Raw genomic sequence first — 24377 nt, 5'->3', positions numbered from 1 at the left:
CGCCGTACCTTGGGTATATGGCCCAAGTGGCACATGGATGTGCCACGGCCCTTCGTAAAGACAGGATGTCGTCCCGAAGGGTGGGCCATATACCCAAGGTGCGGCGGCCCCCGCCGGAGCCGACGCTTTGAAGGCTTCCAGACGCGGTGCCTCCCTGGAGCCGAGGCCTTGAAGGCTTCCGATTTGGCGGCCCCATCCGGGCCGACGCCTCCTGCCGTGGGCAGCGGGGCAAGCCCCGCTCTACACGCCGGGTGTAGCGCTCTGTTAACTTTCCGCCATGGCCTGTGGCATTCTCCTGATCACCCATCCCGGCGTCGGCAGCGCGTTGCTGGCGGTGGCGACCACCCTGCTGCGCAACCTGCCGCTGCGGGCGGAAGCCTTCGAAGTACCCTTCGACGCCGACCTGGACCAGCTGCTGCCGGCCGCCTCGGCTGCACTGCGCCGGGTGGACCACGGGGACGGCGTACTGGTGCTGACCGACCTGTACGGCGCAAGTCCCAGCAACCTGGCCGCGAAAGTGGCCAGGCTGGGCACGCCGGTACGGCGGGTGGCGGCACTGAGCCTGCCGATGCTGCTGCGGGTGATGAACTATCCGGAACAGGGACTGGACGACCTGCCCGCCACCGCGGCGGCGGGTACTCGCAATGGAGCGATCATCGACGATGCTTGAACGTGAACTCACCGTCTCCAACCGCCTGGGCCTGCATGCCCGGGCCACCGCCAAGCTGGTGCAGGAACTGGCGCCGTTCCGCTGCGGCGTGACCCTGCAGGCGAAGGGGCGCGAGGTCAACGCCAAGAGCATCATGGGCGTGATGCTGCTGGCCGCCGGCCAGGGCACCCCGGTGACCGTGCGCACCGATGGCGTCGACGAGGCCGCGGCGATGGACGCCATCGTCTCCCTGTTCGAACGGCGTTTCGACGAGGACGCCTGAGCATGCGCGCGCCGGGCCGTGACCACGCTCGGCCGCATCCCTGCTTCGTGGCCGCGTCGCCATCGGCGGCGGGCGGCCCGCCATGAGCACCACCTTCGCCGGGCATGGCGCCGCGCGCGGCCTGGCCCTGGGCCGCGCCCGGGTCCGGCTTCCGCATGTGCTCGAGATCGGCGAACAGCGCGTCCCCGCGTCCCGGGTCGAGGCCGAGGCGGCGCGCCTGCAGGCCGCGCTGGAAGCGGCCCGCGAGGAGATGCGCGCGCTGCGCGAGAAGCTCCAGGGCGCGCTGTCGCGGGAAGCGGTCGAGTTCATCGACCTGCACGCGCTGCTGCTGGACGACCCGGAGCTGGTCAACGCACTCGATGCGCTGATCCGCCAGGAACGCTATTCGGCCGGCTACGCCCTGCGCGCGCAGCGCGACCGCCTGGCGGCGGTGTTCGAGTCGATGGACGACGCCTACCTGAAGAGCCGGCTCGACGACCTCGCCCACATCATCGGCCGGATCAACGCCCACCTGCAGCGGCGCGAACCGCTGCCGCGCGGCACCGCCGGCGAGATCCTGGTCTGCGACAACGTCGCCCCGTCCGAACTGGCGCAGCTGCAGGCGCAGGGCGTGGTGGCGATCGTCTCGGCCGGCGGCAGCCCGCTGTCGCACAGCGCGATCCTGGCGCGCAGCCTGCACCTGCCGCTGGTGGTCGGCGCGACCGAGGCGCTGGCCCGGATCAACGACGGCGACGTGGTCATGGTCGACGGCGAGACCGGCCAGGTGGTGGTCGACCCGGGCGCGGCCGACCTGCGCCGCTACCACCAGCGCGAACTGCAGGACGCGCGCCAGCGCCGCGACCTGGAACGCCTGCGGCGCAAGCCCAGCCGCACCCTGGACGGCATCGACATCGCCCTGCACGCCAACGCCGAATCGCGCGAGGACGTGGCCCGTGCGCATGCGCTGGGCGCGGCCGGGGTCGGCCTGTTCCGCACCGAGTTCCTGTTCCTGCAGCGCACCGAGCTGCCGGACGAGGACGAGCAGTTCCACGTCTACCGCGACGCGGTGCTGGGCATGAGCGGTCGCCCGGTCACCTTCCGCACCCTGGACCTGGGTGCGGACAAGGCCGACCGCACCGGCCTGACCCTGGCCAACGAGGACAACCCGGCGCTGGGCGTGCGCGGCGTGCGCCTGTCGCTGCTGTACGACCGCGTGTTCGACACCCAGCTGCGCGCGATCGCGCGCGCCGCCGCCTACGGCCCGGTGCGGGTGCTGGTGCCGATGGTCAGCTGCCGCGAGGAAGTGGTGCTGGTGCGGCGCCGCCTGCGCCGTGCGGTGGCCGCGGTGCGTCGCCACGGCGTGCAGGTCGAGGTGCCACCGCTGGGCGCCATGATCGAGGTGCCGGCCGCGGCGATCGGCGTCTACGGCCTGGTCGACGCGGTCGACTTCATGTCGATCGGCACCAACGACCTGGTCCAGTACATGCTGGCGGTGGACCGCAACAACGACGCCCTCGGCGACCTGTATTCGCCGCTGCACCCGGGCGTGCTGCGGCTGCTCGCGCACGTGATCGGCGCCGGCGGCGCGTCTCGCATCCCGGTGGCGGTATGCGGCGAAATGGCCGGCGACGTCCGCCTGGCGCCGCTGCTGCTGGCGCTGGGCCTGCGCGAGTTCAGCCTGCACCCGTCCGGGCTGCTGGAGCTGCGCCGCACGATCCGCGAGTGCCGGCTGGAAGACCTCACCGCGCGCGCGGCCCGGCTGCTGCAGGCGCGCGACCGCAACGCGATCGAACGCTGGTTGAGCGCAGCGACCTCCTGAGCACGAGTGCAGCCGCAGCCTCGGGCAGCATCCGGTCGCGATCCATGACCGCAATCACCACTGCGACCCACAACCACACCCACGACCGCGATGGCCACGCGCAAGGGCGGGCTTCCCTGCCCCGCACCGTGGCTACCCATCGCCGGCGTGAGCGGTGATAATGCCGCGCATGAACGCCTGACCCGCCGCGCACCTCCACCGCGGCCCCGCCCGCCACCGGAGACGCGCATGGCCGAAGCCGTCCGCCACGACAAGACCGCGCGCCAGCTGCGCCTGCTGTCCGATGCGCTGGACAGCGGCCGCCTGGGCCCGGTGCGGCGGCTGGTCAATACCCTGGCCCCGGCCGAGATCGGCAACCTGCTCGAGTCGCTGCCGCCCGGCAAGCGCGAGGTGGTGTGGGGCCTGGTCGACGCCGAGGACGACGGCGAGGTGCTGCTGCACGTTGGCGACGAGGTGCGTGAGAGCCTGATCGCGGACATGGATCCGGACGAGCTGGTCGCCGCGGTCGAAGACCTGGACATCGACGACCTGGCCGACCTGGTCGAGGACCTGCCGGACACGGTCATCGACGAGGTCCTCAAGTCGATGGACCGCGAGAACCGCGAGCGCCTGGAGCAGGTGCTCTCGTACCCGGAGGACAGCGCCGGCCGCCTGATGAACCCGGACGTGGTCACCGTGCGCACCGACGTCAACGTCGACGTCGTGCTGCGCTACCTGCGCCTGCGCGGCGAACTGCCCGACCACACCGATCACCTGTACGTGGTCAGCCGCCGCCACCAGTACCTGGGCCGGGTGCCGCTGGCGGCGCTGGTCACCCACGAGGACACCACCCCGATCAACCGCCTGGTCGACGACGAGCAGCCGGCGATCGACGTGGGCGAGAGCGCGCAGGAAGTGGCGCGCCAGTTCTCCGACCACGACTGGGTCTCGGCACCGGTAGTGGACGAGAACAACATCCTGCTCGGCCGCATCACCGTCGACGACGTGGTCGACATCATCCGCGAGCAGGCCGAGCACCAGGCCCTGGGCGCGGCCGGCCTGGACGAGGACGAGGACCTGTTCTCGCCGGTCAAGCGCGCCGTGCGCGGCCGCGTGGTCTGGCTGGGCATCAACCTGTTCACCGCGTTCCTGGCCGCCAGCGTGATCGGCCAGTTCGAGGTGACCCTGCAGAAGATCGTCGCCCTGGCGGTGCTGATGCCGATCGTGGCCGGCATCGGCGGCAATGCCGCGGTGCAGGTGCTGACCCTGATGGTGCGCGGCCTGGCCCTGGGCCAGGTCGGCGCCAGCAACGCGAAGATCCTGCTGTGGAAGGAGATCAGGGTGGCGCTGATCAACGGCCTGCTGATCGGCGGCATCGTCGGCGTGATCGCCTTCTTCTGGTTCCACAGCCCGTTGCTCTCGCTGGTGATCGCGCTGGCGCTGGTGCTGAACTTCTGCGCCGCGGCCGCGGCCGGCGTGCTGCTGCCGCTGCTGCTCAAGCGCATGAACATCGATCCTGCCGTGGCCGGCACCGTGGTGGTCACCGCGGTGACCGACGTGATGGGTTTCTTCTGCTTCCTCGGCCTGGCCACGCTGATCCTGCTGCACTGACGCCGACGACGGCACGGCCACGCGTGCCCGGCCATACTGCACCGCCCCGCCACCCGCCGGAGTCCCGCATGTTCCGCCAGTTCGGTTGCCTGGTCCTGCTGTCGATGCCGCTGCTGGCCGGCTGTGCTTCCGCACCCGCGGGCGGCACCCATGCCGGCGAGCCAGCCACGGCAACCACCTCCGGCCATTACCTCGCGCGCGAACTGGAAATCGAAGGGCGGCACTACCGCTACGCGGTGTTCGTGCCCTCACGCGCGCAGCCACGGCCGCTGCCGGTGGTGCTGTTCCTGCACGGTTCGGGCGAGCGCGGCAGCGACGGCCTTGCGCAGACCCGCGCCGGCCTGGGCCCCTGGCTGGACGCCGATGCGGGCAGCTTCCCGGCACTGGCCGTGTTCCCGCAGGTGCCCGAAGGCGAGGAATGGAGCGGGGTCAACGCGCGCATGGCGCTGGCCACGCTCGACGCGGCCAGCGCCGAGTTCGGCGGCGACCGTTCGCGCACCTACCTCACCGGGATGTCGATGGGCGGGTACGGCACCTGGGAAGTGGCGCTGCTGGCGCCTGGCCGGTTCGCCGCGCTGGTGCCGGTGTGCGGCGGGGTACTGCCGCCGCGCGCGGAGCGCCCCACGCTGCGGGTCGGCGCGGTGGCCGGCGAAGCCGATCCGTACGCGGCGCTGGTGCAGAGGCTCGGCCACGTGCCGGCCTGGATGTTCCATGGCGCCCTCGACGACCTGGTCCCACCGGCGGACGACCGCCGCGTGTACCGGGCCGCGCGCGAAGCAGGCGCGGACTTCCGCTATACCGAGTATCCCGAAGGCAACCACAACGCCTGGGACGCGACCTATTCCGATCCGGCGATGTGGGACTGGCTGTTCGCCCGGCGCCTGCCCTGAGGACACTGCGATGCCCGAACTGGTCGACGACTACTTCCTGCCCGGCTGGCGCACGCGCACGCACGAATGCGCGGCCTGCGAATGGCGCGGCGACAGCCGCGCGATGCAGCTGCAGCCGCACGAAGACCTGAGCGAATACCTGTGCCCACGGTGCGAGGACATCGTGCTGGTGGTGCGGCACCCGGACCTGGAACGGGTGCGCGCCGCGGCCGCCGACGGCCATCCGGAGGCGATTGAACAGCTGGCCCTGCTGCAGGAATACCTGGACCGCCCGCGCGAAGCGGATTGACACGCGGCCACGCCGCACCCATGCGGGTTCCTGCTACGGGCGCAGGCGGCGGATCAGCTCCGCAGTGACCGGATCGGAGGCCTTGGTCTCCCCGCGCAACGCCGGCAGCAGAGCGTTCGCCACCTGCTTGCCCAGCTCCACGCCGAACTGGTCGAAGGCGTTGATGCCCCAGACCACCGACTGCACGTAGACGCTGTGCTCGTACATGGCCAGCAGCGCGCCCAGCGACTGCGGGGTCAGCGCGTCGAGCAGGATCGTGGTGCTCGGGCGATTGCCCGGATAGACCCTGTGCGGGTCGTCGCTGTGCTGGCCATTGGCCAGCGCCTCGGTCTGCGCCAGCAGGTTGGACAGCAGCGCGTCGTGGTTCTCGGCGTAGGGATCGTCGTTGCGCACGGTGCCGACGAAATCGGCCGGGACAATGCCGGTGCCCTGGTGCAGCGCCTGGAAGAAGCTGTGCTGCACGTCGGTGCCCGCCCCGCCCCACCACACCGGCACGGTGTCGGCGGCGACCGGGGCGCCGTCCAGCTGCACCCGCTTGCCCAGCGACTCCATCACCAGCTGCTGCAGGTAGGCCGGCAGCAGCGCCAGGCGCTGGTCGTAGGTCATCACCGCGTGCGAGGCCAGGCCCAGCGCGTTGCGGTTCCATACCGCGGTCAGGCCGTGGCGCACGGCCAGGTTGGATTCCAGCGGCGCTTCCAGCGCGTGCGCGTCGACCCGGCCGGCGCCTTCGAGCAGCTGTTCGAAGCGCTCGAAGCCGATCGCCAGCGCGATCGGGAAGCCCACCGCCGACCACAGCGAATAGCGCCCGCCGACCCAGTCCCACATCGGCAGCACGCGCTCGCCGGCGATGTCGAACGCCGCCGCGGCGCGCTCGGGATTGGCGCTGACCGCATGGATGCGCTCGCTGCCGCCGAGCCAGTCGCGGACGATGCCGCCGTTGAGCAGGGTTTCCTGGGTGCCGAAGGTCTTGGAGATCAGGACCGCGGCGGTACGCTCCGGGTCCAGCGGCGCCAGCACGCGCTGCGCGGCGGCGCCGTCGACGTTGGAGATGAAGTGCACGCGGAAGCGGCCCGGCAGCGGACCGCGCAGCGCGTCGGCCACCAGCCGCGGCCCCAGGTCCGAGCCGCCGATGCCGACGCTGACGATGTCGGTGACCTCGCGGGCCTCCAGCGCTTCGACCAGCGCGCGCATCCGCACCCGCACCGCCGCGGCGGTGGCATGCGCCTCGCGCGCCACCGGCGCCGGCGACAGGTCGCCGCGCAGCGCGGTGTGCAGCGCGGCGCGACCTTCGGTGACGTTGACCTTTTCGCCGTCGAACAGCCGCCGGAACGCGCCGGCCAGGTCGCGCTGCCGGCCCAGCGCCAGCAGCGCCTCCCAGGCCCGCGCGTCGTAACGCTGGCGGGCGAAGCTGGCGTAAAGCGGCCCGACCTGCAGCGCCTGCGCCTGCACCCGCCCCGGTTCGCGTTCCAGCAGCCCGGCGATGCTGGCGCCCTGCAGGCGCGCGGCGTGGGACTGGAGGAGGTCGATACCGGAGGCGGATGCGGTCATCAGGCGGCCTGCTTGGGGATGCTGTGGTTGGTATGGGTGATGCGGTTGCCGGCGTCCACGTAGACCAGGTCGGGCTTGAACGTGGCCGCTTCGGCGGCGTCGAGCTGGGCGAACGCGGCGATGATCACCAGGTCGCCCACCTGCACGTGGCGCGCGGCGCCGCCATTGAGCGAGATGATGCCGCTGCCCTCGTCGGCGCGGATCGCGTAGGTGGTGAAGCGGCTGCCGTTGGTCACGTCCCACACGTGCACCTGCTCGAACTCGCGGATGCCGGTGGCATCGAGCAGCAGCCCGTCGATCGCCACCGAGCCTTCGTAGTTGAGCTCGGAATGGGTGACGGTGGCGCGGTGGATCTTGGCTTTGAGCAGGGTCAGGTGCATCGGTCGTTCAACTCTCGGGGCTTCAGAATTCGATGTTGTCGATCAGCCGGGTCCGGCCCAGCCGCGCGGCGACCAGCGCCACCTTCGGGCCGGTCTCGCCGTCCAGCGGCTCGGACAGGTCGGGCCGGCGCAGCGCGGCGTAGTCCACCGCGAAACCCGCCTGGCGCAGCTCCTCGCCCGCCTGCGCCTCGACCACCGTACGCGGCGCGCCGGCCTGGTGCGCGGTGCGCATGCCGAGCAGCACGCGGTGGATCGTGGCCGCGCGCGGGCGCTCCTCCGCGCCCAGGTACTGGTTGCGCGAACTCATCGCCAGGCCGTCGGCCTCGCGGACGATGCCGCCGCCGACGATTTCGATCGGGAACTGCAGGTCGGCCACCAGCTGCCGGATCACCGCCAGCTGCTGGTAGTCCTTCTTGCCGAACGCGGCCACGTCCGGCAGCACCTGGTGGAACAGGCGGCTGACCACGGTGCACACGCCGTCGAAGTGGCCGGGGCGGCATTCGCCCTCCAGCACTGCGCTCACGCCCGGCACGTGCACGTGCGAGGCCAGCTCCACCCCGAACGGATACATCGACTCGACCGTCGGCAGCCACAGCACGTCGCAGCCGGCGCCTTCCAGGCCGGCGGTATCGGCGTCGGGCGTGCGCGGGTAACGGGTGAAGTCCTCGTTCGGACCGAACTGGGTCGGATTGACGAACACGCTGGAGACCACGCGGTCGGCATACTGCCGGGCCAGCATCACCAGCGAGTAATGACCGGCGTGCAGGTTGCCCATGGTCGGGACGAAGCCCACCCGCAGGCCCTCGCGCTTCCAGCCGCGCACGCGCTCGCGCAGGGCATCCAGTCCGGTGATGGTTTCGATCATGTTCCCGTGCTTCGAGTGGCGTGGCGGAGTGGCGGCCCGGAGGCCGGCTCAGGCGTAGGCGTGCCCGGCGTCGGGGAAGCTTCCGTCGCGCACCGCCTCGGCATAGGCGCGGAACGCGCCGGCGACCGAGCCGCCTTCGGCGAGGAAATCCTTGACGAAGCGCGGCCGGCGATGACCGCTGTCCAGGCCGAGCATGTCGTGCAGCACCAGCACCTGGCCATCGCAGTGCGGGCCGGCGCCTATCCCGATGGTGGGCACGGGCACCGCGGCGGTGATCTCCCTGGCCAGCGGAGTCGGCACGCATTCGAGCACCAGCAGCGAGGCGCCGGCCTCGACGACCGCGCGCGCATCGGCGAGCAGCTGCGCCGCGGCGGCCTGCTCCCTGCCCTGCACCTTGTAACCGCCGAGCTTGAGCACCGACTGCGGGGTCAGGCCCAGGTGCGAACAGACCGGGATGTCGCGCGCGGCCAGGAAGCGGATCACCTCGAGCTTGGGACCGGCGCCTTCCAGCTTGACCATCTGCGCACCGGCCTGGAGCAGTGCCACCGAGGCATCCAGCGCACGCGCCGGCGTCGCGTCGGCCTGGAACGGCAGGTCGGCCACCAGCAGTGCCTGCGTGAGCACCCGGGCCACCGCGGCGGTGTGGTAAGCCATGTCGGCCACCGTCACCGGCAAGGGCGACGCGTGGCCCTGCACGACCATGCCCAGCGAATCGCCGACCAGGACCAGGTCGATGCCATTGCCGTCCATGACCCGGGCAAAGCCGGCGTCGTAGGCGGTCAGCATCGCCAGCCGGCGGCCCTGGCGCTTGGCTTCGGCCAGCGCGGGCACGGTCCACGGCTTCTGCTCGGCATGTACGCTCATCAAGGTATCCGGTTCGGCAGGCGGGCATTATGCCCACCCTGCGGCCCGGAAGGGTCGAAGAAGCGCTCTTCTCCCCGCCGCGGGCGCCGGACGCGCAGGCCCGTTTTCCGGCAACTACCCGTGGCCCGGCTGACCCTGGCGGCGGATCAACCCATCCCCGCGGGCCCGTCCAACGGCTCGATCGCGCCTGCACCGGACTGCCCGGGATCCAGGCCGCGCAGGGCGTCGGCGACGGTGCCATGGCCGGGGAACGGCTCGGCGGGCGCGATCTCGGCCAGCGGCACCATGGCAAAGGCACGCTCGTGCAGGTGCGGGTGCGGCACGCGCAGGCCCGGCAGGTCGAGCACGCGGCCGCCGTACAGCAGCAGATCCAGGTCAAGCACGCGCGGCCCCCAGCGCGAATCGGCATCCCGTTCGCGGCCCGCTTCGCGCTCGATCCGCAGCAACGCCTCCAGCAGCGCCAGCGGCGCCAGCCGGGTCCGCAGCAGTGCGGCGGCGTTGACGAAATCCGGCTGGTCCAGCCGGCCCCAGGCCGGGGTGCGATAAAAGCGCGAGAGCGCCAGCAGGCGGGTGTCCGGCAATGCCGCCAGCGCGGCGGCCGCGGCGCGCAGACCTTCGACCGGCCGGCCCAGGTTTGCGCCCAGGCCGATGCAGGCGTGGACCGGCGGGGCGCCCGCGCTCATTCGGCGGCGACGGGCCCGCGACGACGGCGACGGCGACGGCGGCGTCCGGGCGCATCGTCGTCCCCTTCGGCGGCCGCGCCGGCGGCCTCCAGGCTGGCCGACAGTTCGTCGCCGGAAGTGCGCTGCGCCTCCTTCCAGAATTCCACGTCGGCCGCGTGCGAATCCGACGCGACCTGGCGCAGCACCAGGAAGTCGAAGGCGGCGCGGAAGCGCGGATGCGCCAGCAGGCGGAACACGCGCTTGCGCTGGCGGCTGGAGAAGCGCGACTGCAGCAGCCAGATCTCCTGCATCGGCAGCGAGAAGCGCTTGGGCAAAGCAATTGTCTGCACCTGGTGCAGGGTGACCCGGTCGGCGGCGCGGCGCTGCGCTTCTTCGGCGTGCATGCCCTGCGCCTGCAGCCCGGCCAGGGCACGGCAGTAGGCCGGCCACAGCAGCAGCGCGAACAGGAACGCCGGCGACACCGGCTCGTCGGCGGCCACCCGCGCATCGGTGTTGGCCAGGCCCTGCAGCAGCATCCGCCGCAGCGCGCCGCTGCGGTTGGAGCGCAGCGCGGCGGCGGTTTCCGGCAGCAGCGCGCCGAGCAGGCCGTGCGCTTCCAGGCCCTCGAAGCTGGCCACCGCGTGCCCGGACAGGAACAGCTTGAGCATTTCCTCGAACAGCCGCGCCGGCGCAGCCTCGCCCAGCAGCGGCGCCAGCCGCGGGATCGGCGCGGCGGTGGCCGGCTCGATGCTGAAGCCGAGCTTCGCCGCCAGCCGCACCGCGCGCAGCATCCGCACCGGGTCTTCGCGGTAGCGTGTTTCCGGGTCGCCGATCAGGCGCATCACCCGCGCCTGCACGTCCTCGTAGCCGCCCACGTAGTCGCGCACCGAGAAGTCCTCGATCGCGTAGTACAGGGCATTGCAGGTGAAGTCGCGGCGGACCGCATCGTCCTCGATGCTGCCGTAGACGTTGTCGCGGACCAGGCGCCCGTCCTCGACCTCGCGGTCGCCGCTGCCGTCGTCGACGTTGGCGCGGAAGGTGGCGACCTCGATGATCTCGCGACCGTAGACCACGTGGGCCAGGCGGAAGCGGCGGCCGATCAGGCGGCAGTTGCGGAACAGCTGCTTGACCTGCTCGGGCGTGGCATCGGTGGCCACGTCGAAATCCTTCGGATGCATGCCCAGCAGCAGGTCGCGCACCGCGCCGCCGACCAGGTAGGCGCCGAAGCCGCCCTCGCGCAGGCGGTAGAGCACGCGCAGCGCATTGGGGCTGACGTCCTTGCGCGAGAGGATGTGCTGGTCGCGGGGAATGCGGCGCAGGATGGGCTGCGGGAGGGCTTGCGGATTGATGGGCGTGCTTCCGTGAACGGGAACGTGCCGGACCGATTGCCGTCCGGCGGGCGCGTGAATATACTAGCGCGCCTTCGCCGGCGACACCCCGACGCTCCCTTCGTCTAGTGGTTAGGACGTGGCCCTCTCAAGGCTAAAACAGGGGTTCGAGTCCCCTAGGGAGCGCCACTCCGCCGGCCGGAGCAAAGGAAAACCCCGCATCCGCGGGGTTTTTTCGTTTCCGGGCCCGGGGGCACCCCCCTGCCTTGCCGGGTCGCCCGGCCCCGCCCCGGAAACCGGCCCGGCGGGCAGCGACCGCGCCGGGCCTGCCCCCGTGCCCGGTCGTGGCGCGCGCCACGACCGGACCACCGGGCTCAGCCCTCCATCTGCTCCAGCTCCTTGCCCTTGGTCTCCTTCACGTAGCGCAGGACGAAGAACACGGAGAGCACCGCCGCGACCATGTAGATGCTGTAGGTCGCCGCCAGGCCGATGCCGGCGAGCAGGATCGGGAAGGTCATGGTGACGGCGAAGTTGGAGGTCCACTGCGCCGCGCCGGCCACCGCCAGCGCCGAGCCGCGGATCTGGTTCGGGAACATCTCGCCCAGCATCACCCACATCACCGGACCCCAGGAGATGTTGAAGAACACCACGTAGGCATTGGCCGCGACCAGCGCCAGCGTGCCCATGCCGCCGGGCAACTGCAGGTGGCCGTCCACCAGCGAACCGCTGGAGAACGCCCACACCACCAGCGCCAGGGTGACCGACATGCCCACCGAGCCGACCCACAGCAGCGGCTTGCGCCCGACCTTGTCGATCAGCAGCACGGTGACGATGCAGGCACCGATGCTCAACGCGCCGGACAGCACGTTGATCAGCAGCGCGTCGGATTCGGAGAAGCCCACCGCCTGCCACAGCACCGCACCGTAGTAGAACACCACGTTGATGCCGACCAGCTGCTGGAAGGTGGCAAGACCGATACCGACCCACACGATCGGGCGGATCTTTCCGGTCGCCCTGTTGACCAGGTCCGACAGGCTCGGGCGATGGTGGTCCTGCGACAGCGAGGCATCGATCTCGGCCAGCTTGGCCTGCGCCTCACCGGCGCCGAACAGGCGCGTGAGCACGGCCAGCGCGTCGTCCTTGCGCCGCTTCACCACCAGGTAGCGCGGACTCTCCGGGATCACCAGCAGCAGCACCAGGAACAGCGCCGACGGGAACGCCATCATCCAGAACATCCAGCGCCAGGCCGGATAGCCACCCCACAGCGCCTCGGTCGACGCGCCGGCGGTCCTGGCCAGCAGGTAGTTGCTCAGGAACGCGGCGAACAGGCCGGAGATGATCGCGATCTGCTGCACCGTGGCCAGGCGGCCGCGGTAACGCGCCGGCGCCACTTCGGCGATGTAGGCCGGGGACATCACGCTGGCCGCGCCGACGGCGAAGCCGCCGAGCACGCGCGCGACGATGAACATCAGCGAGCTGGATGCCGCGCCGGCGCCGATGGCCGACAGCAGGAACAGGACCGCCGAGATGATCAGCACGCTGCGCCGGCCCCAGCGGTCGGCCAGGCGGCCGGCGAAGAACGCGCCGATCGCGCAGCCCAGCAGCATCGAGGCGACCTCGAAACCGAGCGCGGCCTTGCTCGAACCGAACGCCTGCTGCAGGCCATCGACGGTGCCGTTGATCACGCCGCTGTCGAAGCCGAACAGGAAGCCACCGATCGTGGCCACGCAGCTGATCAGGATTATGAAGCGGGTGTTTTCCCCGCCTTGCGCGGCCGTCTGGCCGGCGATGGATGGACTGCTCATTTCAACCCTTGTCGTCGTATTGGTCTTCCGCACCGGCACGCCGGTGCGCCCTCCCCCGCGGTCCGCCGCACGCGGACCGTCCAACCACGCGGCCCGCAGGAACAGCGGACCGCGCCACAGCTTACCCGTACTGCCAGCGCCTTCACCGGCGGGTTTGCAACGCTCCCGATCATGCCCGCACCAGCCGGCCGCCCTGCCATGCCAGTGCCGCCGACTCGCCCGCGGCCAGTTCCAGTTCCAGCACCTGGCCGCCGTATTCGATGCGGTAGCGGCCACCGCGGTCGCTGGCCACGCGCGCGCGGTGCAGCTGCCCGCCCGCCCACTCCAGGTCCACGCCCGCCGCACCGCGCACACGCAGCCCGCGCACCCGGCCGTCGGGCCAGGCCTGCGGCAGCGCCGGCAGCAGGAACACCGAACCGCCCCAGCTCTGCAGCAGCATCTCGGTGATGCCGGCGGTGCCGCCGAAGTTGCCGTCGATCTGGAACGGCGGATGGGCGTCGAACAGGTTCGGGTAGGTGCGCGCGGGGCTGACCAGCATCGCCAGCACCTGGTACGCGCGCTCGGCGTCGCGCAGCCGCGCCCACAGGTTCAGGCGCCAGCCGATGCCCCAGCCGGTGGCCTCGTCGCCGCGGATCTCCAGCGAGCGGCGAGCGGCGGCGGCCAGCTCCGGCGTGTCGCGCACGTTGACCTGGCTGGACGGATGCAGCGCGTACAGGTGGGAGACGTGGCGGTGGTGGATCTCCGGCACGTCCATGTCCCAGTCCTGCTGCCATTCCTGCAACTGGCCGGCCTTGCCGATCCGGTGCGGCGGCAGGCGCTGGCGCAGCGCTTCGAGCCTGGCCGCCAGCTCCGCGTCCACGCCCAGTTCGCCGGCGATTTCGATGCACTGGCCGAACAGGTCGCGCAGCAGCTGCGCGTCCATCGACGGGCCGGCGCATAGCGTCGCGCCGAACGGATGCACGTTCTCCGGCGAGATCGACGGCGCGGTGACCATCGCTCCCGTGTCGGGATCTTCGACCAGGGTGGCGGCATGGAACTCGGCCGCGCCCTTGAACAGCGGCCACACCTTTTCCAGGTAGCCCGGCTCGCGGCCGTAGTCCCAGCGGTCCCACAGGTGCTGCAGCAGCCAGGCGCCGCCGGTCGGCCACAGGCCCCATTCGGCGCCATCGATCGGCGCGGTGCGCCGCCACAGGTCGGTGTTGTGGTGAACCACCCAACCGGGGGCGCCGTACATGCGCCGCGCAGTCTCTTCGCCGGCCGCGGCCAGTTCGGCCACCATCCGTTCCAGCGGCTCGACGCACTCGCCCAGCGCATTGGCCTCGGCCGGCCAGTAGTTCATCTCGGTGTTGATGTTGATCGTGTACTTGCTCTCCCACGGCGGCGAGAGCAGGTCGTTCCAGATGCCCTGCAGGTTGGCCGGCTGGCTGCCGGGCCGCGAGCAGCCGACCAGCAGGTAGCGGCCGAACTGGTGGTAGAGCGCGGCCAGTCCCGGGTCGCCGCCCTCGGCGAAGCGGGCCACGCGCTCGTCGGTCGGCAGCGCGGCAATGGCTTCGGGTGTGCGGCCCAGGTCGAGGTCGACGCGGCGGAACAGGCGCCGGTGCTCGGCCTGGTGCGCGGCGAGCAGCTCGTCCCACGGTTTCTTCGCGGCGGCGTCGAGCTGGCGCCGGGTAATGCCTTCCGGATCACCGCTGGTGTCGTCGAAGGCGATGAAGCTGGTGGCGGCGGTCAGCAGCAGCACCACTTCGTCGGCCTTGGCCACTTCGATGCGGTCGCCGAGGCGGCGCAGGGTGCCGCCCTTCGGCATCACCTTCAGGCGCAGGGCGAAACGCAGCCGGCCTTCGATGCCGAAGGCGTCGCCGTTGCGGCCACGCAGCAGCAGGCCGTCGTCACCGTCGGCGAGCACTCCGGTATCGGCGTGGTCGCTGTCCAGGCCGATGCGCAGGCCGATGCGCCCGGCCTTGTCGGCGGAAAGGCGCACGGCGATGCACTGGTCCACCGGCGAGACGAACACCTCGCGCAGGTGCTGCATGCCGCGGGCCTCGAACGTACTGGTCGCCAGCGCACGGTCCAGGTCCAGTTCGCGGCGGTAGCCGTTGACGTCGGAGATCTCGAGGAAATCCAGCTGCAGGTCGCCCAGCGGCTGGTAGGGCATCTGCTTCTTCGGCCGGCCCATCATCTTCGCGTTGGCCAGCGCTTCGGCCTCGGCGTAGCGGCCGGCGAACAGCAGACGGCGCACCTCCGGCAATGCGGCCAGTGCGTCCGGCGGCGTCGGGTCGTACGGGCCGCCGGCGTACAGCGTGTCCTCGTTGAGTTGCAGGCGCTCGTACCTGCCGCCGCCCCAGACCATCGCCCCGAGCCGGCCGTTGCCCAGCGGCAGCGCCTCGACCCATTGCGTGGCGGGGCGCCGGTACCACAGGCGCAGCGGTTCGGGCGCGGTCGTGGGTGCGGATGCGGCCGTGACCGCAGCCACGCCGGCCACGCCACCGAGCGCACCGCTGCCGACGGCGGCAGCGGTGGCCTTGAGCAGTTCGCGCCGGGTCAGGTCCACGTGCAGCGCTCCTTGCTCATGCCCTGCGACCTCAGCCGTTGCGGCCCACGGTCAGCGCCTGCCCCGTGTACTGCAGCGTGCGGTCGGCCTTCGGCTCCACTTCGCCGGCGTCGTCGCGCGGGCCGTCGATGAAGCGCACGCGGACCTCGCGCTCCGCCTGCATGCCCGGGTACGAGCCCTCACGCGCACCGATCGTCAACTCGCCGCTGGCCTCGTTCCAGGCCAGCGGAATGCGGCTGGATTCACCACGCTCGTAGCCGTAGTTGCGGCCGTCGTCCTCGTAAAGCGAGAAGCTGCCGTCGGCGCCGGTGTAGACCTCGATGGTCAACGGAGCATCGGGCTGCTCGTCCACGTACTGCTGGACCACGGTGCGCGGCACGATCGAGCCGGCGCGCACGAACAGCGGCATGCGCTGCAGCGGTGCCGCGGCGGTGATGGTCTGCCCGCCCTCGTGGCGCTGGCCGGTCTCGAAGTCGATCCACGACGTGCCCGCCGGCAGGTAGACCTCGCGGCTGGTCGCCTTGAATTCCACCACCGGCGCGACCAGGAAGGCCGGGCCGAACAGGTACTGGTCGGCGACCTCGCGGGCCTTCGCATCGGACGGGAAGTCCATCGCCAGCGCGCGCAGGATGGTGCCGTCGCGATGGTACGTGTCGCCGGCCAGGGTGTAGATGTACGGCAGCAACGAGTAGCGCAGCTTCAGGTAGTGGACGAAGCTGTCGTAGTGCGGCGTGCCCTCCGGGGCGATCTCCCAGATCTCGCGGTACGGGAACTGGCCGTGCAGGCGGAAGATCGGCACGAACGCGCCGTACTGGAACCAGCGCAGGTTGAGCTCGCGCCACTCCGGCACGTGCGCCGGCTGCTGCTCGATGAAGCGGTTCTCCGGGGCGAAGCCGCCGATGTCGAAGCTCACGTTCGGCGCGCCGGCCATCGAGGCGTTGACCAGGCCGGAGATCTGTTCGCGGAAGTCGTCCCAGCGCGGCACGATGTCGCCGCTCCAGAACGCCGCGCCGGCGCGCTGCTGCCCGGCGAAATACGCGCGAGAGAGGATGAACACGCGCTTGTCCGGATCGACCTGGCGCGAACCCTGGTACACGCCCTCGGAGTGCTTGAGCGGATAGGAATTGAAGTACTCCACCGACGAGCCCAGCGCATTGGGCAGCATCCGCGCCTTGCGCTCGCCGATGTCGATGTTGCTGTGCAGGTCCGGCTCGGACGCATCCAGCCACCACGCATCGATGCCGCGGCGGTTGAGGGTCTCGTTGACCTGGCGCCAGAAGATCGAACGGCCCTGCTCCGAATGCGCGTCGTAGAACGAGTTGAGGTAGCCCTTGCCGATCCAGTCCAGCTCGCCGACCTCGACGTTGCGCGTGAACATCGCGCCGGCCGCGTCCAGTTCCTTGTAGTGCGCGGTGGTCGGGTAGAACTTCGGCCACACCGAGATCATGATCTGCGCGTGCTGGTCGTGCACGTGCCTGACCATGCCGTCGGGGTCCGGGAAGTTCTTCGTGTCGAACTCGTGCGAGCCCCAGGCGTCCTCCGGCCAGTACGACCAGTCGAGCACGATCGCATCGATCGGCAGCTTGCGGCGGCGGTACTCGTCGAGCGCGCCGGTCAGTTCGGCCTGGGTCTTGTAGCGCTCGCGGCTCTGCCAGAAGCCGTAGGACCACTTCGGCAGGACCACCGCCTTGCCGGTGAGCTGGCGGTAGCCGGCGATCACGCCGTCGGCATCGTCATCGGCGACCACGTAGTAGTCGATCACCTGCGCCGCCTCGGACCAGATCGACAGGTCCTGCGCCTCCGTGGCCGGCAACGGGTCGCGGCCCTGCAGGGCGATGTAGGCCGGCTCGATCCGGTCCCACTCGATCTTCAGGTCGTGCTTCTCGCCGGCCTTGAGCTCGAGCGCGAACTCGTGGTGCCACGGGTTCCAGTTCTGGCGCCAGCGGTCGAGGACCAGCTTGCCGTCGACATAGAGCTTCGCGTACTCGCTGTTGTACAGCGAGAAGGTGTGGCGGCCGTCGGTCCGCGCGGCGATCTTTCCTTCCCAGGTCACGTCGCTGCGGCCGCCCGGTGCGAGGTTCTTGCCCTCCTCCGGGAAGTCCTCCAGGCCGGAGATGAACTGGTAGTCGACCTTCTCCTCGCGGCGGGCCAGCTTCACCTGGCCGTCGATCGAATAGGTCGCCGTCAGCGCGCCCTCCACGCCGTCCTTGTCGAACAGCGTCACCACCTCGCCGACCTGGCGCAGGCCGCGCGGGTCGCCGTAGCGGGTGATCGAGTTGTTGTCCCACAGGATGCCGTAGTGGCGGCTGGACATCAGGTAGGGAATGGCGTTGTCGATGTTGTGCTGGAGCAGCTCGACATCACGGCCCTTGAGGTCCATCCAGCCCTGCTGGTGCAGGCCGGTACCGTGCAGGCTCTCGTCGGCATTGCCGGCGAAGCGCTGGCGGATGCTGTAGTACGGCCGGCCGTCGAACTCGGTGGCGGTGAAGCTGCGGCCGCCGGCCACTTCCGACACCAGCGGCTTGCCGGCCGCATCGAAGAAGGCGACGTGGCCATCCTCCAGCGACACCGTCGCCGACACGCCGGCGGCGGCCACGCGCAGCTGGCCATCGGCCTCGCTGACCTCGAACGCCGGAGCCTTCGCGTCGGACGGCACCCGCATCAGGCTCTCGGCGCGCTCGAACTTGCCGGCCGGATCGGCGGTGACGCGGATGATGTTGTCGGCCACGACCTGCAGGCGCACGCCGGCGGCACCTTCGGCGCTGGGGCGGACGAGCACATCGTCGCCGGAGCGCTCCCAGTTCGAGGCCGCCTTGGTGCCGCAGCCGGCCAGCGAAATGGCCAGTGGCAGGGCCAGCAGGCCTGCGATTCGGTGGAGTCGGGTCATGTCAGGGCTCCTGGTGGTTCGCCGTGTTCGTGGTGTCGTAGGTCGCCAGCTTCACCCGCAGCAGCTGCGGGGCGCTGGAGAAGTTGAGTCCGTAATCGGTCTGGTCGCCGTTCCAGCGGCGGTGGAACACCCATTCGCCGTCGACGTAGGTGCCTTCGTCGACGTACTCGTAGATCTGGCGGTCGGCGATGGCCGGGTCGGTCGCGACCAGGTTCACCCGCGCGTACTGGCCGGTGACCAGGAATTCGTCTGGCCCCAGCTGCACCACCAGCGCGGCGCCGATCGGCTCGGGATTGCCCGGCGGCTCGCCCTGGAACCAGAACTGCGGCACGCCGTAGGTGACCACCGCCTTCCAGCGCCCGTCGATCGGCAGGATCTGCACCGGCTGGCCGGGTTGCTCGGCGGTGCCGTGCACGCGGCCTTCGAAGCTGGCCTTGGCGATCAGCCGCGCGGCCGGGGACACCAGCGCGTAGTTGAGCGCGAACGGCGCCAGCGTCTCCGGGTTCATGGATTTCGCGCCCAGCGGATAGTTCGAATACTTCGAGTAGTCGATCCCGAACGGCGACCAGCCGATCGCCTGGTGGCCCAGCGCGGAGAAGAAGTAGCGTGCGTACTCGACGCGGTTGCCGGTCTCGGCCACGAACAGCGGGTTGTCCGGGCGCGCGTAGCGGTCCAGCACCGTCGTGTACATCGTGTACTCGGGCATGTAGATGTCCGGCGCCAGCAGGTCGATATGCGGCGCGGCGGCCTTGTAGATGTCGAGCACGTTGTCGGTCGGGCCGCCGCTGGCGTACTGGCCGGGCTGGCCGGGATTGAACGGCCCGCGCAGGGCCGCATTGACGAACATCGGCAGCGGATAGACCGCCTTGCCGGCCTGCGCCACCTGGTCGATGAAGTGGGCGATGTGCCAGGCGTGGAAGAACTCGTCGGCGTCGGCGCCGAACACCTGGCGCCAGCTGCCCGGCGGCTTGCCGAGCTTCTCCAGCAGTTCCTGAGGCACCGGGCCTTCGAACACCTCCTGCGCCATCGGCGAGAAGTCGCGCACCCCGCCGTAGGTGCCCGGCTCGTTCTGCGGCTGGACCATGATCACCGTGCGCTGCGGATCGTTGTCGCGCAGGTGGGTCATCAGCTGGACGAAGGCGCGGCGGTCGGCCTCCAGCGTTTCCTGCCCGAGCGGCGACAGCGAATTGAGGGTGCGGCCGTCTTCGGTGATCACCCGCGGGAAGCGCTGGGTGTCCAGCTTCACCCACTTCGGCGCGTAATGCGGTGCGTTGTTCTTCCAGGTGGCGAACCACAGCAGGATCAGGCGCTTGTCGCGCTCGCGCGCCTGCCTGAGCAGCTCGTCGACGAAGGAGAAGTCGAACTCGCCTTCCACCGGCTCGATCTGCTCCCAGGCCACCGGCACCATCACCGTGTTCGGCTTGAGCACCTCGATCGCCGGCCACACGTTGTCCAGCGCCCTGGGCCAGTTGCTGGAATTGTTGACCTGCGCGCCGAGGATGAGGAACGGTTCGCCGTCGACCAGCAGGGCGTGGCGGCCATCCTTGCTGACGATCCGCGGGATCGGCGCCTCATCCGCCGCGCCGGGCCTGGCGGGCGCACCGGACGCGGGCGTGACTGCAGCCGTCGGCCCTGACGCGTCCGTCCCCTCGCGATCGCCGCATGCGGCCAGCGACAACGCCAGCAGCGCCAGCGCCGCCGTGCGCGCGAATCCGCCACCACTCCACCTCCACACGTTCCGCATCCCGCACTCCTCCACCATTCGAATCAGGTCCCGCTGCACGCCCGCCTCACCAGGCCCGCGTGCGGAACGGCGAAGCCGGCAGCCCATCGGCGCCGACCAGGTCGGCCTGCGCCGGGTTGTCGCTCCACGCGTAGCGCGCCGTTTCCGGCGTGGCGACCGCGTCGCTGCGCAGCACCACGGTATCGCCGGCGATGCGCGCCTGCGCCGGGTGGAAGCGTCCGTCGGCACCGGCCAGCTCGAAACCCCGCGGCGCGGCGCCGCCACCCATCCGCGCGGCCAGCACGCCGCCGATCGCGTCGAAGTGCAGGACCAGCTCGCGTCCCTTCGCCTCGACCCCGCGGAACTCCGGCCCGCGATGGACCAGGTCCTGCGCGCCATGGGCCACGTGCCGCGCCTGCAGCGCCAGGCGATGGCCAACGGTGTGCTTGTCGCGCGGATGGATGTCGTCGGCCGCGCCCACGTCGATGATCACCGCCTGGCCGGTGGCCGGGAGCGCCAGCACCGCGGACTGCGATTCGCGCAGGGTCGCCCACGGGCTGTCGATGACCACGCCACGCCCGTCGAGGCGGTCGCCGCCGGAATGGAACGCGGCCAGCTGTGCCCACAGGAACGGCATCTGCGGCGCGTTCCACTTCGCGCGCCAGCCCTCGATGAGGGTCCTGAACTGCTCGCGATAGCGGTACGCGCCCCACTCGCTGGCGTTGGTCTCGCCCTGGTACCAGATCACTCCCGCCAGCGGATATGGCAGCAGCGGATGGATCATCGCGTTGTACAGCAGGGTATCGACCTGGTTCTTGTCGTCGGAGGTGGAGACCGTGACCGCCGCGGTACGGAAGCGCCAGCCTCCATCCAGGCCGCGGCGCGTGCCGCCGACCGGTTCGACGAAGAGCTCGCCGGCGCTGCCGCCAATGCCGCCGCCACCGCCGCCGTCCTCGACCCGCACCGCGATCGTGTTCAGGCCCGCGCGCAGCGCCGACGCCGGCACCTTGTAGACACGCGGCACGTTGTAGCCGTTGCTGACGCCGCCCACGCGCACGCCGTTGACCCAGGTGGTGTCGGTATCGTCGACCTGGCCCAGGCCCAGCACCACCCCGGCCTTCGCCTCGCGCTCGCTCAGTTCGAAGACCGTGCGGTACCAGGCCACGCCATCCATGCCCGGATAACCCTGCTGCTCCCACATGCCCGGCACCTGGAGGGTGGTCCAGGCGCTGTCGTCCATCTGTGCGACGGCGAACGCCTCCGACGCCGGCTCCAGCGCTGGCCATGCCGCCAGCTTCGCCCGCACCTGTTCCTCGACCCGGAGGTCGGCGGCGCGGCGCTCGCGCATCTTCGCCTCCAGCGCTGCCGCATCCAGGCCGAGCATCGATGCGTCCATCCACGCCTCGATCGAACTGCCGCCCCAGGTGCTGTCGATCACCCCGACCGGCACGCCGAGCACCTGGCGCAGCTCGCGGGCGAAGGCATGCGCCACCGCCGAAAACTGCCCCACCGTATCCGGCGCGGCCGACTTCCACTGCCCGCCCTGCAACTGCGCCTGCGGCGCTTCGGCCCAGGACTTGGGGACCTTGAACTGGCGCAGCCACGGATCGGCCGGCGCGGCGATGTCCTCCTGCGCGTGCAGGGTCTGCGCCACCGGCCACTCCATGTTCGACTGGCCCGAGGCCAGCCACACCTCGCCGACCAGCACGTCGCGCACGCGGTGCTCTTCGCCGCCCGCTCGCACCACCAGCTCATAGGGACCGCCGGCGGCGTGCGCGGGCAGCTGCAGCGACCAATGGCCGTCGGCGCCGGCCACGGCCTGCGCACTGCTGCGGTCGAACTGCACCTGCACCTTCGCGCCGGGCGCGGCCTGGCCCCACACCGGCAACGCGCGGTCGCGCTGCAGCACGGCGCCGTCGGAGAACAGCAGCGGCAGTTCCAGCTGCGCCGCCAGCGCCGTCATCGGCAGTGCGAACAACGACAGTGCCGCAAGAAGGATGCGATGTTTCATCGTGCAGGTTCCCCATAGATGATGCCGCGGCCACCGGTGGCCAGGTAGACGCGGCCGGGCACGCGCGCATCGCCGGTGAGCATGCGCACGCTGCCGAAGCGGTGCCGGGCGTCGTCGATCCGCACCCAGCGCTTGCCATCGTCGTCGGAGCGGAACAGGCCCTGCACCCCACCGACTTCACCGGACACGAACAGGGTCGGCGCGTCGCTGCCGGGCTTCGGCGCGCCCAGCCCGGCGGCGTAGGCATTCTCCACCCCGGGCAGCCGCTCCAGCCTGCCTTCGCTCCAGCGCAGCAGGCCCTTCCACGACGCGGCAAAGTACACCACCCTGCCCACCGGCGCCGGCAGCAGCTCGGCGCGAAACCAGTCGCCAACCGCGCCGATGCCGCCGCTTGCCTTCTCGAATTCGACGCCACCGTCGCCACTGATGTACAGGTCGCCACTTACCGGATCGAAGCCGTACCACAGCGCCGCAGCGACCCGGTCGGCGGCGACCACCGCGGTCGCCGGCAGGCCGCGCACCTTCTGCCAGCGCCCGCCGAAGTTGTCGCTCAGCCACTGCACGCCATCGCGCGTGTGCCAGATCACCCGGCCGCCATCGGCGGCGATCGCGATCCGTCCGGCGCCGTTGCCGGCGCCCTCGCCCTGCGGCTCGTTCGCGAACGCGGTCCAGCTGCTGCCGCCGTCGCGCGAGTACGCCGCGCGCACCACGCCGGTGCCGGCATCGTGCAGGTGGCCGCTGCGCACCAGCAACTGCGGCTGCTGGCCGGCGTAGTCCAGGCTTTCGGTATTGCTGTAGCGCGGCGGCGCCGGGAACTGCGTGGTCGCCCGTTGCAGGTCGTCGTGGCGGAAACCATCGATGTCGCCCAGGCCGCTGACCAGCGGTGCACCCTGCGGCGGGCTGAGTAGATCCAGCGGCACCGTTTCCTCCAGCCCGGCGACCTCGAAGCTCCAGTGCACCCTGTCGCCGCGGTCGAACGCAGTCATGTCGCGCGAGGCCCATAGCCCGTAGCCGGTGACGAACAGCACCCGGTCCGGGTCGTGCGGGTCGATCTCGATGTCGGCCATCCAGTGCGGCTTCGCCTGCGCCGTCCACGGCGATGCGGAATGGTCGAACTGCGAACACACGAACACCGGCGTCCAGCTGCGGCCGCCATCGGTGCTGCGGTAGACGTCGTCGCCCGGCGCCCAGCGGGCGAAGGTGGAGGCCATGATCACGTCGGGATTGGATGCATCCACCGCGACCGCGCCCCAGCCGAAGCCGTCGCCCTGCTGGTCGGTGGACTGCGGCGCCGGGGTGACGTCGGTCCAGGCGCCACTGGCCGGCGACCAGCGCCAGACCGCGCCATTGCTCATGCTGTCCGGCCCCGGCTCGTCGCCGTAGCTGAGCAGGAAGTCACCGCGCGCGTCGCGGACCATGTGGTTCGGGCGCAGCCCCTGCGGCTGCCCCGCGACCGCCTGCCAGCTGCGGCCGCCGTCGCTGGAACGGAACAGCCCGCCGTCGCGGCTGGACACGCCCGCGTACACCACCGGCGTCGGCGCACCCGGCGTGCCGCTGGCCGGGTCGAAGGCGACGAAGACGATGCCGATCGCCTGCGTGCGCCAGTTGCTCGCGCTGGCCGACGCCGAAGTGGCCAGCGCCGGGAAACCGTCTACCCGCGTCCAGCGCTCGCCATGGTCCTCGCTGCGCCACAGCCCGTCGGCGCGCGAGCCGAGGAACAGCACGCGGCCATCGTTCGGATCCACCACCAGGCGCTCGCCGTTGCCGCGCGCCAGCTCGTTGCCGCCCAGCTTGAACGGCAGGTCGCTGCGCTGGAACGTCGCGCCACGGTCGGCCGAGCGCAGGATCGCGCCTTTGCCGGCCCGTTCGTGGGTATAGGTGCCGGCGGCCAGGTACACGCGCTGCGGATCGGAGGGATCCAGCGCCACGCTCTCGATCCCGGTGAGGTTGGCGTCGGCGTGGCCAATCCAGTCGGTCAGCGGAATCCAGCGCCTCGCGGCCGCGTCCCAACGGTAGGCGCCACCGACGTCGGTGCGCGCATAGGCCAGCCCGCGTTCGGAGGGATGGAACTCGATGCCGGTGACGAAACCGCCGCCACCGACGGCGACGTTGCGCCAGACGTACGGCTCGGATTTCGTGGCCGCTATGGCCGTGCCGCCGTGCCATGCGAGCACGGCAAGCAGGATCGCGATGCGACGCACGCGCTGTTCCCTCCCAGGACAGACCTCGTGTTGGGGACCGGCGGCACCGGACTGGC

General features: G+C 71.0%; 18 protein-coding genes and 1 tRNA gene. 7 read left to right on the top strand and 12 right to left on the bottom strand.

The window, feature by feature from the left end; translation table 11 throughout:
• Window positions 1-277: 277 nt before the first annotated feature.
• The 6 genes from CSC64_RS07225 (at window position 278) to CSC64_RS07200 (ending at window position 5499) form a co-directional block, all read left to right on the top strand.
• Window positions 278-670 (top strand): PTS sugar transporter subunit IIA, encoded by a 393-nt coding sequence (locus CSC64_RS07225; RefSeq protein ID WP_162434650.1) that lies wholly within the window; start codon window positions 278-280, stop codon window positions 668-670.
• Window positions 663-932 (top strand): HPr family phosphocarrier protein, encoded by a 270-nt coding sequence (locus CSC64_RS07220; RefSeq protein ID WP_162434649.1) that lies wholly within the window; start codon window positions 663-665, stop codon window positions 930-932. The genes CSC64_RS07225 and CSC64_RS07220 overlap by 8 nt, the downstream gene beginning before the upstream one ends.
• Window positions 933-1014: 82 nt before the next feature.
• Complete coding sequence (gene ptsP / locus CSC64_RS07215; protein WP_162434648.1) at window positions 1015-2730, top strand: phosphoenolpyruvate--protein phosphotransferase; 1716 nt, start codon at window positions 1015-1017, stop codon at window positions 2728-2730.
• A gap of 228 nt (window positions 2731-2958) precedes the next feature.
• Window positions 2959-4320, top strand: a complete 1362-nt coding sequence (mgtE, locus tag CSC64_RS07210; RefSeq protein WP_162434647.1) for a magnesium transporter — start codon at window positions 2959-2961, stop codon at window positions 4318-4320.
• 68 nt (window positions 4321-4388) lie between these two features.
• The gene (locus tag CSC64_RS07205; protein WP_162434646.1) at window positions 4389-5210 is read left to right on the top strand and encodes a carboxylesterase family protein; all 822 of its coding nucleotides are present in this window, start codon (window positions 4389-4391) and stop codon (window positions 5208-5210) included.
• 10 nt (window positions 5211-5220) lie between these two features.
• Entirely contained in the window at window positions 5221-5499 is a 279-nt protein-coding gene (locus CSC64_RS07200; RefSeq protein ID WP_162434645.1) for a hypothetical protein, read from the top strand.
• 33 nt (window positions 5500-5532) lie between these two features.
• On the opposite strand, the gene pgi is transcribed toward CSC64_RS07200, so the two are convergent.
• The 6 genes from pgi to pcnB form a co-directional block, all read right to left on the bottom strand.
• Window positions 5533-7047, bottom strand: coding sequence for a glucose-6-phosphate isomerase (gene pgi / locus CSC64_RS07195; RefSeq protein ID WP_162434644.1), 1515 nt, complete (start codon window positions 7045-7047; stop codon window positions 5533-5535).
• A complete protein-coding gene (gene panD / locus CSC64_RS07190) occupies window positions 7047-7427 on the bottom strand; it encodes an aspartate 1-decarboxylase (RefSeq protein WP_162434643.1) in 381 nt (126 codons plus the stop codon). The genes pgi and panD overlap by 1 nt, the downstream gene beginning before the upstream one ends.
• A 22-nt stretch (window positions 7428-7449) precedes the next feature.
• Entirely contained in the window at window positions 7450-8292 is an 843-nt protein-coding gene (gene panC, locus CSC64_RS07185) for a pantoate--beta-alanine ligase (protein WP_162434642.1), read from the bottom strand.
• Between the two features lie 48 nt (window positions 8293-8340).
• Window positions 8341-9156, bottom strand: coding sequence for a 3-methyl-2-oxobutanoate hydroxymethyltransferase (gene panB / locus CSC64_RS07180; RefSeq protein ID WP_162434641.1), 816 nt, complete (start codon window positions 9154-9156; stop codon window positions 8341-8343).
• Between the two features lie 146 nt (window positions 9157-9302).
• Window positions 9303-9839 carry a 2-amino-4-hydroxy-6-hydroxymethyldihydropteridine diphosphokinase gene (folK, locus tag CSC64_RS07175; protein ID WP_162434640.1) on the bottom strand — a complete coding sequence of 179 codons (537 nt, stop codon included), beginning with the start codon at window positions 9837-9839 and terminating at the stop codon, window positions 9303-9305.
• Window positions 9836-11167: a polynucleotide adenylyltransferase PcnB gene (gene pcnB / locus CSC64_RS07170; protein ID WP_162434656.1), complete on the bottom strand. Its 1332-nt coding sequence runs from the start codon at window positions 11165-11167 to the stop codon at window positions 9836-9838. Before pcnB ends, folK begins: the two co-directional genes overlap by 4 nt.
• A gap of 93 nt (window positions 11168-11260) precedes the next feature.
• On the opposite strand from pcnB, the gene CSC64_RS07165 reads away from it, so the two are divergent.
• A tRNA-Glu gene (locus CSC64_RS07165) sits at window positions 11261-11335 on the top strand.
• Between the two features lie 185 nt (window positions 11336-11520).
• Here CSC64_RS07165 and CSC64_RS07160 read toward each other — a convergent pair.
• The 6 genes from CSC64_RS07160 to CSC64_RS07135 form a co-directional block, all read right to left on the bottom strand.
• On the bottom strand, window positions 11521-12951 hold the full coding sequence (locus tag CSC64_RS07160; protein WP_162434639.1) for a sugar porter family MFS transporter: 1431 nt from the start codon (window positions 12949-12951) through the stop codon (window positions 11521-11523).
• Window positions 12952-13120: 169 nt separating this feature from the next.
• Window positions 13121-15499: a glycoside hydrolase family 95 protein gene (locus CSC64_RS07155; protein WP_202922332.1), complete on the bottom strand. Its 2379-nt coding sequence runs from the start codon at window positions 15497-15499 to the stop codon at window positions 13121-13123.
• 31 nt (window positions 15500-15530) lie between these two features.
• The gene (locus CSC64_RS07150; protein WP_162434638.1) at window positions 15531-18386 is read right to left on the bottom strand and encodes a TIM-barrel domain-containing protein; all 2856 of its coding nucleotides are present in this window, start codon (window positions 18384-18386) and stop codon (window positions 15531-15533) included.
• A 1-nt stretch (window position 18387) separates the two neighbouring features.
• Window positions 18388-20130 (bottom strand): GH35 family beta-galactosidase, encoded by a 1743-nt coding sequence (locus CSC64_RS07145; protein ID WP_238389802.1) that lies wholly within the window; start codon window positions 20128-20130, stop codon window positions 18388-18390.
• 46 nt (window positions 20131-20176) lie between these two features.
• Window positions 20177-22120 carry a sialate O-acetylesterase gene (locus CSC64_RS07140; protein ID WP_162434636.1) on the bottom strand — a complete coding sequence of 648 codons (1944 nt, stop codon included), beginning with the start codon at window positions 22118-22120 and terminating at the stop codon, window positions 20177-20179.
• Window positions 22117-24321 (bottom strand): beta propeller repeat protein, encoded by a 2205-nt coding sequence (locus CSC64_RS07135; RefSeq protein ID WP_238389801.1) that lies wholly within the window; start codon window positions 24319-24321, stop codon window positions 22117-22119. Before CSC64_RS07135 ends, CSC64_RS07140 begins: the two co-directional genes overlap by 4 nt.
• Window positions 24322-24377 lie beyond the last annotated feature (56 nt).

This window comes from Pseudoxanthomonas koreensis (assembly GCF_010093225.1).
In the GTDB taxonomy this organism is placed as follows: domain Bacteria; phylum Pseudomonadota; class Gammaproteobacteria; order Xanthomonadales; family Xanthomonadaceae; genus Pseudoxanthomonas; species Pseudoxanthomonas koreensis.
This window is presented reverse-complemented; position numbering and strand designations above follow the sequence as displayed.